Source organism: Streptomyces sp. NPDC051211 (assembly GCF_040689505.1).
In the GTDB taxonomy this organism is placed as follows: Bacteria; Actinomycetota; Actinomycetes; order Streptomycetales; family Streptomycetaceae; genus Streptomyces.
Genome location: NZ_JBFBAV010000025.1, coordinates 20,322 through 35,181, shown reverse-complemented (window position 1 = coordinate 35,181; position 14,860 = coordinate 20,322). Strand labels below are relative to the sequence as shown.

General features: G+C 71.3%; 12 protein-coding genes. All 12 read left to right on the top strand.

The annotated features are described in order from the left end of the window. The first annotated feature begins 227 nt into the window (after positions 1-227). The 12 genes from mshD to AB0447_RS23065 all read left to right on the top strand — a co-directional run bounded on the left by mshD (position 228) and on the right by AB0447_RS23065 (position 14,760). On the top strand, positions 228-1,157 hold the full coding sequence (gene mshD / locus AB0447_RS23120; RefSeq protein WP_366478618.1) for a mycothiol synthase: 930 nt from the start codon (positions 228-230) through the stop codon (positions 1,155-1,157). Positions 1,158-1,430: 273 nt separating this feature from the next. Then, positions 1,431-3,674 (top strand): RNA degradosome polyphosphate kinase, encoded by a 2,244-nt coding sequence (locus AB0447_RS23115; RefSeq protein WP_366478617.1) that lies wholly within the window; start codon positions 1,431-1,433, stop codon positions 3,672-3,674. After that, positions 3,655-4,620 (top strand): CHAD domain-containing protein, encoded by a 966-nt coding sequence (locus AB0447_RS23110; RefSeq protein WP_366478616.1) that lies wholly within the window; start codon positions 3,655-3,657, stop codon positions 4,618-4,620. Before AB0447_RS23115 ends, AB0447_RS23110 begins: the two co-directional genes overlap by 20 nt. A 378-nt stretch (positions 4,621-4,998) precedes the next feature. Beyond that, complete coding sequence (gene pstS / locus AB0447_RS23105; RefSeq protein ID WP_366478615.1) at positions 4,999-6,138, top strand: phosphate ABC transporter substrate-binding protein PstS; 1,140 nt, start codon at positions 4,999-5,001, stop codon at positions 6,136-6,138. Between the two features lie 90 nt (positions 6,139-6,228). Then, positions 6,229-7,230 carry a phosphate ABC transporter permease subunit PstC gene (pstC, locus tag AB0447_RS23100; protein ID WP_366478614.1) on the top strand — a complete coding sequence of 334 codons (1,002 nt, stop codon included), beginning with the start codon at positions 6,229-6,231 and terminating at the stop codon, positions 7,228-7,230. Further along, positions 7,227-8,300, top strand: coding sequence for a phosphate ABC transporter permease PstA (pstA, locus tag AB0447_RS23095; RefSeq protein ID WP_366478613.1), 1,074 nt, complete (start codon positions 7,227-7,229; stop codon positions 8,298-8,300). The genes pstC and pstA overlap by 4 nt, the downstream gene beginning before the upstream one ends. Before the next feature lie 29 nt (positions 8,301-8,329). Then, positions 8,330-9,106, top strand: a complete 777-nt coding sequence (gene pstB / locus AB0447_RS23090; RefSeq protein WP_366478612.1) for a phosphate ABC transporter ATP-binding protein PstB — start codon at positions 8,330-8,332, stop codon at positions 9,104-9,106. Between the two features lie 221 nt (positions 9,107-9,327). Beyond that, positions 9,328-10,767: an integrin alpha pat-2 gene (locus AB0447_RS23085; protein WP_366478611.1), complete on the top strand. Its 1,440-nt coding sequence runs from the start codon at positions 9,328-9,330 to the stop codon at positions 10,765-10,767. Between the two features lie 83 nt (positions 10,768-10,850). Further along, entirely contained in the window at positions 10,851-12,317 is a 1,467-nt protein-coding gene (locus AB0447_RS23080; protein WP_366478610.1) for an FG-GAP-like repeat-containing protein, read from the top strand. Between the two features lie 32 nt (positions 12,318-12,349). After that, on the top strand, positions 12,350-13,804 hold the full coding sequence (locus AB0447_RS23075) for an FG-GAP-like repeat-containing protein (protein WP_366478609.1): 1,455 nt from the start codon (positions 12,350-12,352) through the stop codon (positions 13,802-13,804). A 51-nt stretch (positions 13,805-13,855) separates the two neighbouring features. Beyond that, the gene (locus AB0447_RS23070) at positions 13,856-14,176 is read left to right on the top strand and encodes an FG-GAP repeat protein (protein ID WP_366478608.1); all 321 of its coding nucleotides are present in this window, start codon (positions 13,856-13,858) and stop codon (positions 14,174-14,176) included. Between the two features lie 26 nt (positions 14,177-14,202). Beyond that, positions 14,203-14,760 carry an FG-GAP repeat protein gene (locus AB0447_RS23065; RefSeq protein ID WP_366478607.1) on the top strand — a complete coding sequence of 186 codons (558 nt, stop codon included), beginning with the start codon at positions 14,203-14,205 and terminating at the stop codon, positions 14,758-14,760. Positions 14,761-14,860 lie beyond the last annotated feature (100 nt).

Below are 14,860 nucleotides of genomic sequence, written 5' to 3'. Positions count from 1 at the left end.
TCAACGCGCGTAGCACGACAGGGGGTAACGGGTTGCGAGCTGGTTACGCGCAGCCCCTCCGAGAGCGCGGTTTGCCCGGAGTTCACCCCCGAATGGCCAGAAATCGGACATGTATTGCGAGCCGCTGCCCGAGACGGACCCCGAGGCCGGCGTGGCAGGGGGCCGCCCCGCGGCACAGGGGCCGGAGAGGGCACGTCAAGGGGAGGTTGCGGTCGTAGGCTCGTGGCATGACTGACGCAGCAGCGGCCGTGGAGCCGGGACGGCAGATTGTGACGCTCGACGAACTGACGGAGGAGCAGGCCGAGGCGGTGCTCGCTCTGATCGAGGACGCATCGCGTACGGACGGCACGACCGCGGTCTCGGAGCAGGGCCGGCTCCAGCTCCGCGGCGGTCCCCGCCCGGGCATCCGGCACCTCCTGCTGACCGAGAGGGGCCGGCTGGCCGGATACGCGCAACTGGAGGACACCGACCCGGTGGAGGCGCCGGCGGCGGAGCTCGTCGTCCACCCCTCGATGCGGGGGCGCGGACACGGGCGGGCCCTCGGCTCGGCGCTGCTGGCCGAGACCGGGAAGCGGATCCGGGTGTGGGCGCACGGCGGCCGGTCGGCGGCCCGCCACCTGGCGCAGGTACTGGGCCTGACCCTGTTCCGGGAGCTCCGCCAGCTCCGCCGCCCGCTGGGCCCGGACGCCCCGCCCCTGCCCTCCCCCGCGCTGCCCCCGGGCGTCACGGTCCGCACCTTCGTCCCCGGCGCGGACGACGCGGCCTGGCTCGCGGCGAACGCGGCGGCCTTCGCCCACCACCCCGAGCAGGGCGCGCTGACCCAACGCGACCTGGACGACCGGATGGCGCAGCCCTGGTTCGACCCGGAGGGGTTCTTCCTCGCCGAACGGGAGGGGGAGCTGGTCGGCTTCCACTGGACGAAGGTCCATGCGGCGGAGCGGGTGGGAGAGGTGTACGTCCTCGGCGTCCTGCCGGGTGCGCAGGGCGGCGGCCTCGGCAAGGCCCTGACGGCGATCGGCCTCCGCCACCTGGCTTCGGCGGGCCTCCCGACGGCCATGCTCTACGTGGACGCGGACAACCCGGCGGCCCTGTCGGTGTACGAGGGCCTGGGCTTCGCCACCCACGAGGTGGACCTGATGTACCGCACGGAAAGCTGACCCCGGCGGCGGCCGGGCCGCGCCCCCGGCCCCGGCCCGGCCAGGGGCAGCCCGGCCGGAGGCAGCCCGGCCAGGTCACACGCCCGCGGGCGGCCGGGACGCACGCCCGCGGGCGGCCCCGATCAGCACCGCCCCCCGCTCCCAGGAAGCCATACGCCATTAACCGGGCATTAAGACGCGCTTGCGACGCTCCCCCTTATGCAGCCCGGACTTCGACTCACAGCCGACCCGTCCGACGCGCCTGTCCTCCCGCGTGCGCGGAAGAATGGAGTCATGAGCCACAAGCCCAGCGCGAGCCCCACCGAGGTCCCTGTCCAGCACTCCCAGGCGGAGCGGAACGCACGGCTGGGCTCCATAGCCGCGCACCGCCCGCATGCCGAGCTCGGCGCCAATCTCGACGCCGATCTCGACGCCGATCCGGACGCGTACGACGACAAGGACGGCGGCGAGCTGCCCGCCGGACGGTTCCTCGACCGGGAGCGGAGCTGGCTCGCCTTCAACGAGCGGGTGCTGGAGCTGGCCGAGGATCCGGCCACCCCACTCCTCGAACGGGCTAACTTCCTCGCCATTTTCGCGAGCAACCTCGACGAGTTCTTCATGGTCCGCGTCGCCGGCCTGAAGCGCCGCATCGCCACCGGGGTGGCCACCCGTTCCGCCTCCGGTCTGCAGCCCCGGGAGGTCCTCGACCTCATCTGGACCAGGTCCCGTGAGCTCATGGCCCGGCACGCCGCCTGCTTCCAGCAGGACATCTCCCCCGCGCTCGCGGAGGAGGGCATCCACCTGATCCGCTGGCCCGACCTGACCGAGAAGGAACAGGCCCGGCTGTTCACCCTGTTCCGCAACCAGATCTTCCCGGTCCTCACCCCCCTCGCGGTGGACCCGGCGCACCCCTTCCCGTACATCTCGGGCCTGTCCCTGAACCTCGCCGTGGTCGTCCGGAACCCGGTCAGCGGCCACCGCCACTTCGCCCGGGTGAAGGTCCCGCCGCTGCTGTCCCGCTTCCTGGAGGCCTCCCCGCAGCGTTACGTCCCGCTGGAGGACGTCATCGCCGCGCACCTGGAGGAGCTCTTCCCGGGGATGGAGGTGCTGGCGCACCACATGTTCCGTGTGACCCGCAACGAGGACCTCGAGGTGGAGGAGGACGACGCCGAGAACCTCCTCCAGGCCCTGGAGAAGGAGCTCATGCGGCGCCGGTTCGGCCCGCCCGTCCGCCTGGAGGTCGAGGAGTCCATCGACCCGGGCGTGCTGGACCTGCTGGTGCAGGAGCTGAAGGTGTCCGCCGCCGAGGTGTACCCGCTGCCCGGCCCGCTCGACCTGACCGGCCTGTTCGGCATAGCGTCCCTGGACATCCCGGAGCTGAAGTTCCCGAAGTTCATCGCCGGCACCCACCGCGACCTGGCCGAGGTCGAGTCGGCGTCCGCGCCCGACATCTTCGCGGCGCTGCGCGAACGCGACGTGCTCCTGCACCACCCGTACGACTCCTTCTCCACCTCCGTGCAGGCCTTCCTGGAGCAGGCGGCCGCCGACCCGGACGTCCTCGCGATCAAGCAGACGCTGTACCGGACCTCCGGTGACTCCCCGATAGTCGACGCGCTGATCGACGCGGCCGAGTCCGGCAAGCAGGTGCTGGTCCTGGTCGAGATCAAGGCCCGGTTCGACGAGCAGGCCAACATCAAGTGGGCACGCAAGCTGGAGGAGGCCGGCTGCCACGTGGTCTACGGCCTGGTCGGGCTGAAGACCCACTGCAAGCTGTCGCTGGTCGTCCGCCAGGAGGGCGACACCCTGCGCCGGTACAGCCACGTCGGCACCGGCAACTACCACCCGAAGACGGCCCGGCTGTACGAGGACCTCGGCCTGCTCACCGCCGACCCGCAGGTCGGCGCGGACCTGTCGGACCTGTTCAACCGGCTGTCCGGCTACTCGCGCCGCGAGACCTACCGCCGGCTGCTGGTGGCGCCGCGCTCGCTCCGCGGCGGCCTGATATCGCGGATCAACAAGGAGGCCGCCCACCACCGGGCGGGCCGCCCCGCCTACGTCCGCATCAAGGTCAACTCGATCGTGGACGAGGCGCTGATCGACGCGCTCTACCGGGCCTCCCAGGCGGGTGTGCCGGTGGACATCTGGGTGCGCGGCATCTGCGCCGTCCGCCCCGGGGTCACCGGCCTCTCGGAGAACATCCGGGTGCGCTCGGTCCTCGGCCGCTTCCTCGAGCACTCCCGGGTCTTCGCCTTCGGCAACGGCGGCGAGCCCGAGGTGTGGTTCGGCAGCGCCGACATGATGCACCGCAACCTCGACCGCCGCATCGAGGCGCTGGTCAGGGTCGCCGACCCGGCCCACCGCGCGGCCCTGGACCGGATGCTGGAATCGGGGATGTCCGACGCCACCACCTCATGGCACCTGGGCCCGGACGGCGACTGGACCCGGCACAGCACGGACCCCGAGGGCCAGCCGCTGCGGCACGTACAGGAGATGCTCATAGACGCCCGGAGGCGCCGGCGTGGCTCAGCAAAACCATGACCTGACCGCAGGCACCGCCGGGGAGGTCCTGGGCGCGTACCTGCGTGCGCAGGCGACCGCTTTCCTGCGCGGGCTGCGCCTGCACGAGGAGTGCCGGGCGGACGCGGCGGAGGGGACGGAGGCGGCCCGCACCCTGCGGGGGGCGGCCCGCCGGATCAGCGGTTCGCTGGCCACGTTCCGGCCGGTCACCGAGTCGTCCTGGGCGGACGGGCTGCGGACGGAGCTGGTCTGGCTGTCGTCCACGCTGGCGGACGAGCATGCGTACGCGGCCCGGCTGACCCGGCTGCTGGACGCCCTGCACCGGCTGTCGGGCGCCCCGGAGGTGCCGGCCCCGCGCGGTTCGGCCGGTTCGCTGACGGTCGGCTCGGCCCGGGCGGGCGCCCTGCTGGAGCGCCAGCTGACGCTGGCCCGGACGCGCGCGCACTCGGCGACCCTGCAGGCCCTGGGGTCCTCCCGGTTCCACGCGGTGGCGGACGCGGTGGCGGTGCTGGCCTCGGAGGTGCCGCTGGACTCGGTCGCGGCGGCCGGCCGGACCGCGGACGTGCTGGTGCCGCTGGCCGCCCAGACGGAGTCCCGGCTGACCGACGCGGTGTCCGCACTGCCGCTGGTGCGGGCGGCCCACCCGTACAACGCGGACGCGCTGATCGACGACTCGCACCAGGACGCTCCCTGGCACACCGTACGCAGGCTGCTGCGGGTCCACCGGTACGCGCAGGAGGCGCTGGGCGCGGACGTGGCCCGGCTGGCGGTGGCGGGCGAGGCGCTGGACCGGCACCGGGACGCGGCGGAGGCGGCCGCGGCCTCGGCGACGGCGGCCCGCACCCCGCGGATCGCCCCGGCGACCGCGTACGCGCTGGGGGTGCTGCACGCGGATCAGCGGCACGAGGTGGAGGCCTCCCGCTTCGCGTTCCAGCAGATCTGGCTGCGGGCGACCGTCCCGACATAACGGCGCAACCCGGGCAGCGGCATGCCCCGGCTACAGGCGAAATCCGGCCACCTCCGCTCACCGCGGGGGTGGCCGGCCCTGTTCGACCGGTTCGGACCCTCCCAGGTGGCACTGTCACCCGGATGCCGAGGTAACGGGCCCATAACGGCGGCTTACGGCCGTGGGCGCCGGGCAGGCGAGCACCATGCCGTCCGCCACGGTTCACCGTCCGTTCACTCGCGACCGTCGGCCGCTTCACCTGTTCTGCCTAATTTCGGCAGTGCACGGTGCGAGTCACCCGAGAAACGCGGACCTCCCCGGGCCCCAACGACGTAGTCCTCTTCGCACGCCGCCCCGATACAGAAAGCGGCCGGCGGCTCCTGGAAGGAACACCCGAAAGTGAAGCTTCAGCGCAAGAACATGCTTCGTGCCTCCGCCCTCGGGGCGCTCGTCGTGTCCGGCGCCCTGGTCCTCACGGCGTGCGGCTCGGACGACAACACCAAGGGCAACGGCTCGAACACCTCCAAGCCTGCGGCGGCTCCCGGCTCCGTCAAGTGCGACGACGCCAAGGGCCAGCTGCTGGCGGCCGGCTCGACCGCGCAGAAGAACGCCATGGACCTGTGGGTCAAGGGCTTCCAGGCCGCCTGCCCGGGTGTGGAGATCAACTACCAGGCCATCGGCTCCGGTGGCGGTATCACCAAGTTCAACCAGGGCCAGGTCGCCTTCGCCGGCTCGGACTCCGCCCTGAAGGAGAACGAGGTCGCCGACTCGCAGAAGATCTGCAAGGGCGGCCAGGGCATCAACCTGCCCATGGTCGGCGGCCCGGTCGCCATCGGCTACAACCTGAGCGGCGTGGACAACCTGGTCCTGGACGCCCCGACGCTCGCCAAGATCTTCGACACGAAGATCACCAAGTGGGACGACCCGGCGATCGCCGCGCTGAACCCGGGCGTGAAGCTCCCGAGCACCGGCATCCAGGCGTTCCACCGCTCGGACGAGTCGGGTACGACCCAGAACCTGGGCAAGTACCTCAGCGAGGCCGCTCCCAACGACTGGAAGCACGACCCGAAGGCGAAGTCGTGGCCGGCCCAGGGTGGCCAGGCCGCCAGCGGCTCGTCCTCCGTCGCCTCCAACGTCAAGAGCACCGACGGCGCGATCGGCTACTTCGAGCTCTCCTACGCCAAGAACAGCAGCATCAAGACGGTCGCCATCAACACGGGCGCCTCCGCCCCGGTCGCGGCCACCTCCGAGAACGCCTCCAAGGCCATCGCCGCCGCCAAGGTCAAGGGCACCGGCAACGACCTCGCGCTGAGCCTCGACTACAAGACCAAGGCCGAGGGCGCCTACCCGATCGTCCTGGTGACCTACGAGATCGTCTGCGACAAGGGCAACAAGGCCGAGACCCTGCCGACCCTGAAGGCGTTCCTCAACTACGCCGTCAGCGCCGAGGGCCAGAAGATCCTCTCCGACGCGCACTACGCGCCGGTTCCGGAGGAGATCGCGGCCAAGGTCCGCACGATCGTCCCGACCCTTTCCTGACCCACCGCGGTCGGCCCCGGCCCACGGGGCCGACCGCGCCATCCGGTGCACCGCCGCCTGGAGCGTCAAGCTCCGCAGACCGGAGAAATCATGGACATAGCAACTCGAAGCAAAGAACCCTCACCGCCCCCCGCGGTGCCCCTCGACAGCCCCGCGCGCCGCGGCCCCGGCCGCGCCGGCGACAAGATCTTCCTCGGCCTGTCCCGGGGATCCGGCATCACCCTGCTGGTGATCATGGCCGCCATCGCGGCCTTCCTCACCTACCGGACCGTGCTCGCCATCTCCAAGGACGAGGGCAACTTCCTCACCACCTCGGAGTGGAACCCGGCCGGCAGCCCGCCGGTGTTCGGCATCGCCGTGCTCGCCTACGGCACGATCGTCAGCTCGATCATCGCGATGATCATCGCCGTGCCGGTCGCCATCGGCATCGCGCTGTTCATCTCGCACTACGCCCCGCGCAAGCTCGCCGGCCCGCTCGGCTACATCGTCGACCTGCTGGCCGCCGTGCCGAGCATCATCTACGGCCTCTGGGGCGCCGTCTTCCTGGTCCCGTACCTGGGCGGCCTCAACGAGTGGCTCGACGAGTTCTTCGGCTGGACGTACATCTTCGAGCGGACCTCCGAGGGCATCGCCCGGAACATGTTCACCGTCGGCATCCTGCTGGCCATCATGATCCTTCCGATCATCACGAACGTGACCCGCGAGGTCTTCCTCCAGGCCCCCAAGGCCCAGGAGGAGGCGGCCCTGGCGCTCGGCGCCACGCGCTGGGAAGTGATCCGCATGGCCGTCCTGCCCTTCGGCCGCTCCGGCATCATCAGCGCTTCCATGCTCGGCCTCGGCCGCGCCCTCGGCGAGACCATGGCCGTCGCCGTGGTGCTCTCCCCGAGCTTCGTGATCTCCGGCCACCTGCTGGACCCGGGCGGCGGCACCTTCGCGCAGAACATCGCCGCGAAGTTCAACGAGGCGGACCAGTTCGGCCGTGACGCGCTCATCGCCTCCGGCCTCGTCCTCTTCCTCATCACCCTGCTGGTCAACGGCGCCGCTCGCATGATCATCGCGCGCCGCAAGGAGTACTCGGGGGCCAACGCATGAGCCAGCTCGTTCAGGACCGGCGCCCCGCCTCCCCCATCCAGCAGGCGTCCCTGGCCCACGCACGGCTGCCCCGCTGGGCCCCGGCGGCCATCGCGGTCGGCTCGGTCCTCGCCGGAACGGGCCTCGGCCTCGCCGCCGGCTGGCACAGCAAGGTCCAGTGGGGCCTGATCTCCGCTCTGATCTTCGTGATCGCCACGTACGCGATCACCAGCAAGGTCGAAGGCGGCCGCCAGGGCAAGGACCGCGTCGCCACCAGCCTCGTCTGGGTCTGCTTCATCCTCGCCATCGTCCCGCTGCTGTCGCTCGCGTGGGTCACGATCAGCAAGGGCGCCAAGGTCCTCGACCCGTACTTCCTGACCCACTCCATGAGCGGCCTGCTGGACGCCGAGGCGGGCGGCGGCATCTACCACGCCCTGCTCGGCACCCTGGAGCAGGTCGGCATCGCGACCCTGATCGCCGCGCCGATCGGCCTGCTCACCGCCGTCTACCTGGTCGAGTACGGGCGCGGAAAGCTGGCGCAGGCCGTCACCTTCTTCGTCGACGTCATGACCGGCATCCCGTCGATCGTCGCGGGTCTGTTCATCCTCGCCACCTGGAATCTGATGCTGGGCTTCGGGCCCTCCGGATTCGCCGGCGCGATGGCCCTGGCGATCCTGATGATGCCGGTGGTCGTCCGGTCCACCGAGGAGATGCTCAAGCTCGTCCCGAACGAACTCCGCGAGGCGTCCCTCGCCCTCGGAGTCCCCAAGTGGCGCACCATCCTCAAGGTCGTCCTCCCCACGGCCATCGGCGGCATCACCACGGGTGTCATGCTTGCCGTAGCGAGGATCACGGGCGAGACCGCCCCGGTGCTGCTGCTGGTCTTCGGCACGAAGCTGATCAATCCGAATCCCTTCGAAGGCGCGCAGTCGTCGCTCCCGCTCTACGTGTACGAGCAGTACACGGTGGGCACCGACGCCTCGATCGACCGGGCCTGGGCCGCTGCCCTCGTCCTGATCGCCTTCGTCATGATCCTCAATCTGGTGGCCCGCGGCATCGCCCGCTGGAAGGCCCCGAAGACCGGCCGCTGACCGCGGCTACGAAAGAAGCAGTGATTCTCATGGCCAAGCGAATCGACGTCAGCGGCCTCTCCGCCTTCTACGGCACCCACAAGGCCATCGACGACATTTCGATGACCGTGGAGCCCCGCTCCGTGACCGCCTTCATCGGCCCGTCCGGCTGCGGCAAGTCCACCTTCCTCCGCACCCTCAACCGCATGCACGAGGTCACCCCCGGTGGCCGCGTCGAGGGCAAGGTCCTCCTCGACGACGAGAACCTGTACGGAGCGGGCGTCGACCCGGTCGCGGTCCGCCGTACGGTCGGCATGGTCTTCCAGCGCCCGAACCCCTTCCCCACCATGTCGATCTTCGACAACGTGGCGGCGGGTCTCCGGCTGAACGGCAAGTTCAAGAAGAACGAGCTGCAGGACGTCGTCGAGCGGTCCCTCAAGGGCGCCAACCTCTGGAACGAGGTCAAGGACCGCCTGAACAAGCCCGGCTCCGGCCTCTCCGGCGGCCAGCAGCAGCGTCTGTGCATCGCCCGCGCCATCGCGGTCGAGCCGCAGGTCCTGCTGATGGACGAGCCCTGCTCGGCCCTCGACCCGATCTCCACCCTCGCCATCGAGGACCTGATCGGCGAGCTGAAGGAGCGCTTCACGATCGTCATCGTGACGCACAACATGCAGCAGGCGGCCCGCGTCTCGGACCGCACCGCGTTCTTCAACCTCGCGGCGGTCGGCCAGCCCGGCAAGCTGATCGAGATCGACGACACGGAGCGGATCTTCTCCAACCCGTCCGTCCAGGCGACCGAGGACTACATCTCGGGCCGCTTCGGCTAGGCGACATCACGCGGCTCCGCCGCGCGGGCCCTCCCGGGCCCCCACACACGTCCTGCGGTGCTGCATGGCGGTGCCACCGCAAGGCGAAAGGGCCGGCTCCCCCTGGGTGGGGGGAGCCGGCCCGCTTCTTTTCCCCAGCCCCCGGCTGTGATCCGGATCACGCCAACCCTGCCGCCCGCCTGTCGGTCATACGTACGCCAGACACACACCAGGGGGATCCTTTGCGCAGTACCAAATACCTGACGGCCGCCGCGTGCGCCGCCGTACTGGGCGCCACCGGCCTGTCTCCGGCCGCGGCCGCACCCACCGCTCCGGCGGCCCCCGCGAAGCCCGTGGCCAAGGACGCCGCCGACTTCAACGGCGACGGCTACGCCGACCTGGCCATCGGCGCCCCGAGCGCCACCGTCAACCACCTCAAGCGGGCCGGCCTGGTCTCCATCGTCTACGGCTCCCCCACCGGCCTGCGCCACGACCGGCAGCAGCTGATCAGCCGCGCCACCCCGGGCATCCCGGGCGAGCCGGTGGCAACCGAGGGCGGCTGGGGGCATCACGCCACCCACGGAGACCTGGACGCGGACGGCTACGACGACCTGCTGATCGGCACCGGCGGGGACAACCTGGTCCTGTGGGGCGGAAAGTCCGGCATCTCCGGAGGCACCACCCTCCCGAAGGGCGCCGGCACCATCCAGTCGCCCAGGACCAGTGGGACCGGGGGCGGGATCGGGGATGTCAACGGCGACGGCAAGGACGACCTCGTCCTGCACGCCCAGGCCTTCAAGTCCCCCACCCCGTCGCCGGGCATCCTCACCCAGTACGGCCCGCTCGACCGTGCCACGGGCAAGCCGGCCTCCGCCCAGTTCCGGGACACACTGACCAAGGACGGGGTGCAGGTCCACGGCGTCTCGGTCGGCGACATGACCGGTGACGGCATCGCGGACATCGTGGGGTCGGGGAACAGGGGCAACAACATCCTCAAGGCTGCGGCTGTCGTACTGAAGGGAACCCGCACCGGACCGGTCCCCGGCGGCACGATCGACGCGGTGGCGGGCGCCGAGTTCGGCGACATCAACGGGGACGGATACCGCGACCTGGTGAGCAAGTCCTGGGCCTACAACCCCGACCGGAGCGGCGGGATCCACGTCACCTACGGCGGCCCCGACGGCATCAGCAAGACCCTGCCCGGTCGCCGCTACGACCAGGACACCCCCGGGGTCCCGGGCGTCAACGAGAAGGACGACCGCTTCGGATCCGACTTTGCCCTCGGCGATGTGGACCAGGACGGCTACGCAGACGTGATCGTCGGCGCCCCGTTGGAGTCGGGCTCGGAAGGCGGCTACACCGGTGCGGGGGCGATCACCGTGCTGCGCGGCAGCAAGACCGGCGTGACCGGCACCAGAGCCCAGGTCTTCACCCAGAACTCCAAGGGCATCCCCAGCAACTCCGAGAACCCCGACCACTTCGGCCAGGCGGTCACCGTCCTCGACGCCGACAAGAACGGCACGCCCGAGGTCTACGTCGGTGGGAACGGCGAGGACGGCTGGGTGGGCCGGGTCTGGCAGCTGCAGACCGGCGTCACGGGAGTGACCGGCACCGGCGCCAAGTCCTTCGACCTGGGCGGCGGCTACGGCAGCGCCCACTTCGGCGAGTGGTTCGGCAAGTAGGCACGCCCACCAGGTCGGCCCTCGTCAGCCACGGGGCCGACCCTCATTCACCGCCACACAGTTCCACGGGGGGACACCCAACCATGCGCATGCGTACGCTCCTCACCACGGCCATCTCCACAGCCGCCATCCTCGGCCTCACCACCCTGACCCCTGCCGCCGCGGCCGCACCCACCGCTCCGACGGCCCCCGCGAAGCCCGTGGCCAAGGACGCCGCCGACTTCAACGGCGACGGCTACCCGGACCTCGCGATCGGCGCCCACACCGCCACCGTCGACGGCGTCGCGCGGGCCGGCGCCGTCACCGTGGCCTACGGCTCGGCCACCGGCCTGAAGTACGACACGGCCGCCGTCATCAGCCAGGCCACCCCCGGCGTCCCCGGCGACCCGGCCCAGGACGGCAAGTGGCGCGAGCCCGCGGCACACGGCGACTTCGACGGCGACGGCTACGACGACCTGTACATCCGCTGGGCTGAGAAGAACATGATCCTCTGGGGCTCCCAGAGCGGTATCACGGGCGCCACCACCACTCTCCCGGCGGGCACCTACACGGCCGCCGATCCCAAGCTGCTCGGCGGCGCCTTCGGCACCGGCGACGTCAACGGCGACGGCACCGACGACATCGTGATCCGCTCCCACGGCGGCATCAACTTCGGCCTGAGCGTCCTGTACGGGCCGGTCAACCGCAGCACGGGCAAGGCCGCTTCCACCGTCTTCCGCAACATCGAGAAGGAAGACCGGATGGGCGGGCCCCGCGGCATCTTCGTCGGAGACGTCACCGGCGACGGGTTCGCGGACGTCGCCGTCAGCGGCCACTGGGACTACAAGCCCAAGAACACCGTCCTCAAGGGCAGCCGCACCGGCCTGGTCAAGGGCGGCGGCACGTACAAGGAGTACGCGGACTACTCGAACGTCACCGGCTCCGCCTTCGGTGACCTCAACGGCGACGGATACCTGGACCTGGCCATCGGCCTCGACGCATCGCGGACCGACAGCGACCGGGAGTCCGTCAGCGTGAACTACGGCGGCCCCGACGGCCTCAACACCACCGCGCCCGGCCGCCTCTTCACCCAGTCCTCCACCGGCGTCCCGGGCGTCGCCGAGAAGGACGACCGCTGGGGAAGCACCCTGGCGATCACCGACACCGACGGCGACGGCTCCGCGGACCTGCTGGTCGGCGCCCCGTACGAGACCGGCGACGACGCGGCCACCACCGCCCGGTCCGGTGCCCTCACCGTGCTGCGCGGCAGCGCGAGCGGGATCACCACCACCGGCGCGAAGACCCTCACCCAGAACACCGCGGGCATCCCCAGCACCTCCGAGAACGACGACCACTTCGGCTCCGCGCTCACCGCGATCGACACCGACAAGGACGGCAAGCCCGAGGTCTACGTCGGCGGCAACGGCGAGGACGGCTACGTCGGCCGCGTCTGGAAGCTCGCCACCGTGCCCGGCACCGGCCTCACCGGCACCGGCGCCACCAGCTTCGGCCTGACCGCCCTCGGCGGCACCTCCGGCGCCTCCAACTTCGGCTACCGCTTCGCAGGCTGACCCGGCCGCCTCTCCCACAAGGACCTTCACCCATGCGCAAGAACACCCTGCTGACCGCAGCCGCCTGCGCGGCCACCGTCCTCGGCCTCATCGGAACCGCCCCGGCCACCGCTGCCACCACCGCGGCACCCGCCACGACTTCGGCGACCGCCACGACCGCCACCACCTCGGCGCTCGCCGCCCCCGACACCGCCGACTTCAACAACGACGGCTACCCGGACCTCGCCATCGGCGCCCACACCGCCACCGTGAACGGCCTGAAGAAGGCGGGGGCGGTGTCCGTGGTCTACGGCTCGGCCACCGGCTTCCAGCACGACAAGGCGTCCGTCATCACCCAGTCCACCCAGGGCGTCGAGGGCGATCCCAGCGAGGGCAACCACTGGAGCCACGTCAGCGGCCACGGCGACTTCGACCACGACGGCTACGACGACCTGCTGATCGCCAGCTACAGCAAGCTGCAGATCCTCTGGGGCAGCAAGCAGGGCATCACCGGCGCCTCCGTCAGCGTCCCGACCGGATGGGAGCACACCGGAGGACCGGACCGCCTCCAAACCGCCGCCGCCATCGGCGACGTCAACGGAGACGGCACCCCGGACATCCTCTCCACGACGTGGGGCAGCGGCCGCCTCGGCCACGCCCTGGTGACGGAGTACGGCCCGTTCGACCGGACCACGGGCAAGCCGAAGTCGGTCGTCCACCGCGACACCGCGTCCCAGGACGGTCACGACACCTCCGCCGTGCAGGCCGGCGACATGACCGGCGACGGCATCGGCGACGTGCTGATCGGCGGCTACACCAAGCAGTGGGTGCGCAAGACCACGCTGTTCAGGGGCACGCGCACCAACGGCCTGGTCAAGGTCGGCGACGTGCCCAATGCCTCCTCCGGCAGCTTCGGCGACATCAACGGGGACGGCCACCAGGACTTCGTGAGCCGCGGCGACGAGAAGGTCACCGTCATCTACGGCGGCCCGGGCGGCGTCAGCGCCACCCTCCCGTCCCGCTCCTACAGCCAGGCCAGCGCCGGCGTGCCCGGCACGAGCGAGACCGGGGACCTCTTCGGCAGCACGGTCGCCGTCGCCGACACCGACCAGGACGGCTACGCCGACATCCTCATCGGCGCCCCCGGCGAGACCGGCACGGACCCCGCGACCACCGCACGCTCCGGCGCCATCACCGTCCTCCGCGGCAGCAAGACCGGCGTCACCACCACCGGCGCCAAGTCCTTCACCCAGAACTCGGCCGGCATCCCCAGCACCTCCGAGCTCGACGACAAGTTCGGCACCACCATCCGCGTCCTGGACAGCGACAAGGACGGCAAGCCCGAGGTCTACATCGGCGGACACGGCGAGGACAACTTCACCGGCCGGGTCTGGAAGCTGAAGACCGACACCACCGGCGTCACCGGCACCGGCGCCACCAGCTTCAACCTCGCCGACCTCGGCGGCTCGAAGGGCCTCGCCTCCTTCGGCTTCCGCACCGCCGGCTGACCGAAGCCCCGGTCCTCACCGAAAGCCTCGTCCTCACCGGAGCCATCACCCATGCGCAAGCAGAACCTGCCCCTCGCCGCCCTGTGCGCGGCCACCGTCCTCGGACTCACCGCCCCGACCGCCGCCACGGCCGCCACCCCGGCCGCCCCGGCGACCACCGCCGCCACCCCGGCCGATTCGGCCGACTTCAACGGCGACGGCTACCCGGACGTGGCGACCAGCGCCCCCACCGCCGCCGTCTCGGGCCTGGCCCGGGCCGGCGCGGTCGCGGTCCGGTACGGCTCGCCCACCGGCCTCCAGAAGCCACCCGACTGCTTCTGGTCCTGCGCGGCGGCAAGAACGGCATCACCGGCCACTACACCGGCGCGCTGAGCACGGCCGACGGCGGCCGGATCAACGTGACGTACGGCGGCCCCAACGGCGTCAGCACCACGGTCCCCGCCCGTGCGTACACCCAGGACACCGCCGGCGTCCCGGGCGTGAGCGAGATGGGCGACCGCTTCGGGCACGCCGTCTCCGTCGGCGACACGGACCAGGACGGTTACGCCGACATCGTCATCGGCGCCTCCTACGAGACCGGCTCGGACGCCGCGGCCACCTGGTCCGGCTCCGTCACCGTCCTGCGCGGCAGCGCGACCGGGGTCACCACCACCGGTTCCAAGCTGCTCACCCAGGACTCGGCGGGCGTCCCCAGCACCTCCGAGAAGGACGACCACTTCGGCTCCGCGGTCAACGTGATCGACACGGACAAGGACGGCAAGGCCGAGGTGTACATCGGCGGCTACGGCGAGGACGCGTACGCGGGCCGGGTCTGGAAGCTGAAGACCGACGCCACCGGCGTCACCGGCACCGGCGCCACCAGCTACGGCCTCAACGACCTCGGCGGCCCGGCCGGCCGCGCCCACTTCGGCTTCGCGTTCGGTTCGGGCGGCAACGACCTCTCCCTGCGCAGCTGAGCCCGCGGCCCAGCCGACCCGACCCGACCCGGGTGCAGTGACGACGAAAGCCCCGCCGGATCCTCCGATCCGGCGGGGCTTTCGTCACGTACTGCCGAAG

What these genes read in the sequence shown, in the direction of transcription:
- mshD (WP_366478618.1), top strand. Translation starts at nt 228, where the DNA reads ATGACTGACGCAGCAGCGGCCGTGGAGCCGGGACGGCAGATTGTGACG.
- AB0447_RS23115 (WP_366478617.1), top strand. Translation starts at nt 1,431, where the DNA reads ATGAGCCACAAGCCCAGCGCGAGCCCCACCGAGGTCCCTGTCCAGCAC.
- AB0447_RS23080 (WP_366478610.1), top strand. Translation starts at nt 10,851, where the DNA reads ATGCGCATGCGTACGCTCCTCACCACGGCCATCTCCACAGCCGCCATC.
- AB0447_RS23075 (WP_366478609.1), top strand. Translation starts at nt 12,350, where the DNA reads ATGCGCAAGAACACCCTGCTGACCGCAGCCGCCTGCGCGGCCACCGTC.
- pstC (WP_366478614.1), top strand. Translation starts at nt 6,229, where the DNA reads ATGGACATAGCAACTCGAAGCAAAGAACCCTCACCGCCCCCCGCGGTG.
- pstB (WP_366478612.1), top strand. Translation starts at nt 8,330, where the DNA reads ATGGCCAAGCGAATCGACGTCAGCGGCCTCTCCGCCTTCTACGGCACC.
- AB0447_RS23070 (WP_366478608.1), top strand. Translation starts at nt 13,856, where the DNA reads ATGCGCAAGCAGAACCTGCCCCTCGCCGCCCTGTGCGCGGCCACCGTC.
- pstA (WP_366478613.1), top strand. Translation starts at nt 7,227, where the DNA reads ATGAGCCAGCTCGTTCAGGACCGGCGCCCCGCCTCCCCCATCCAGCAG.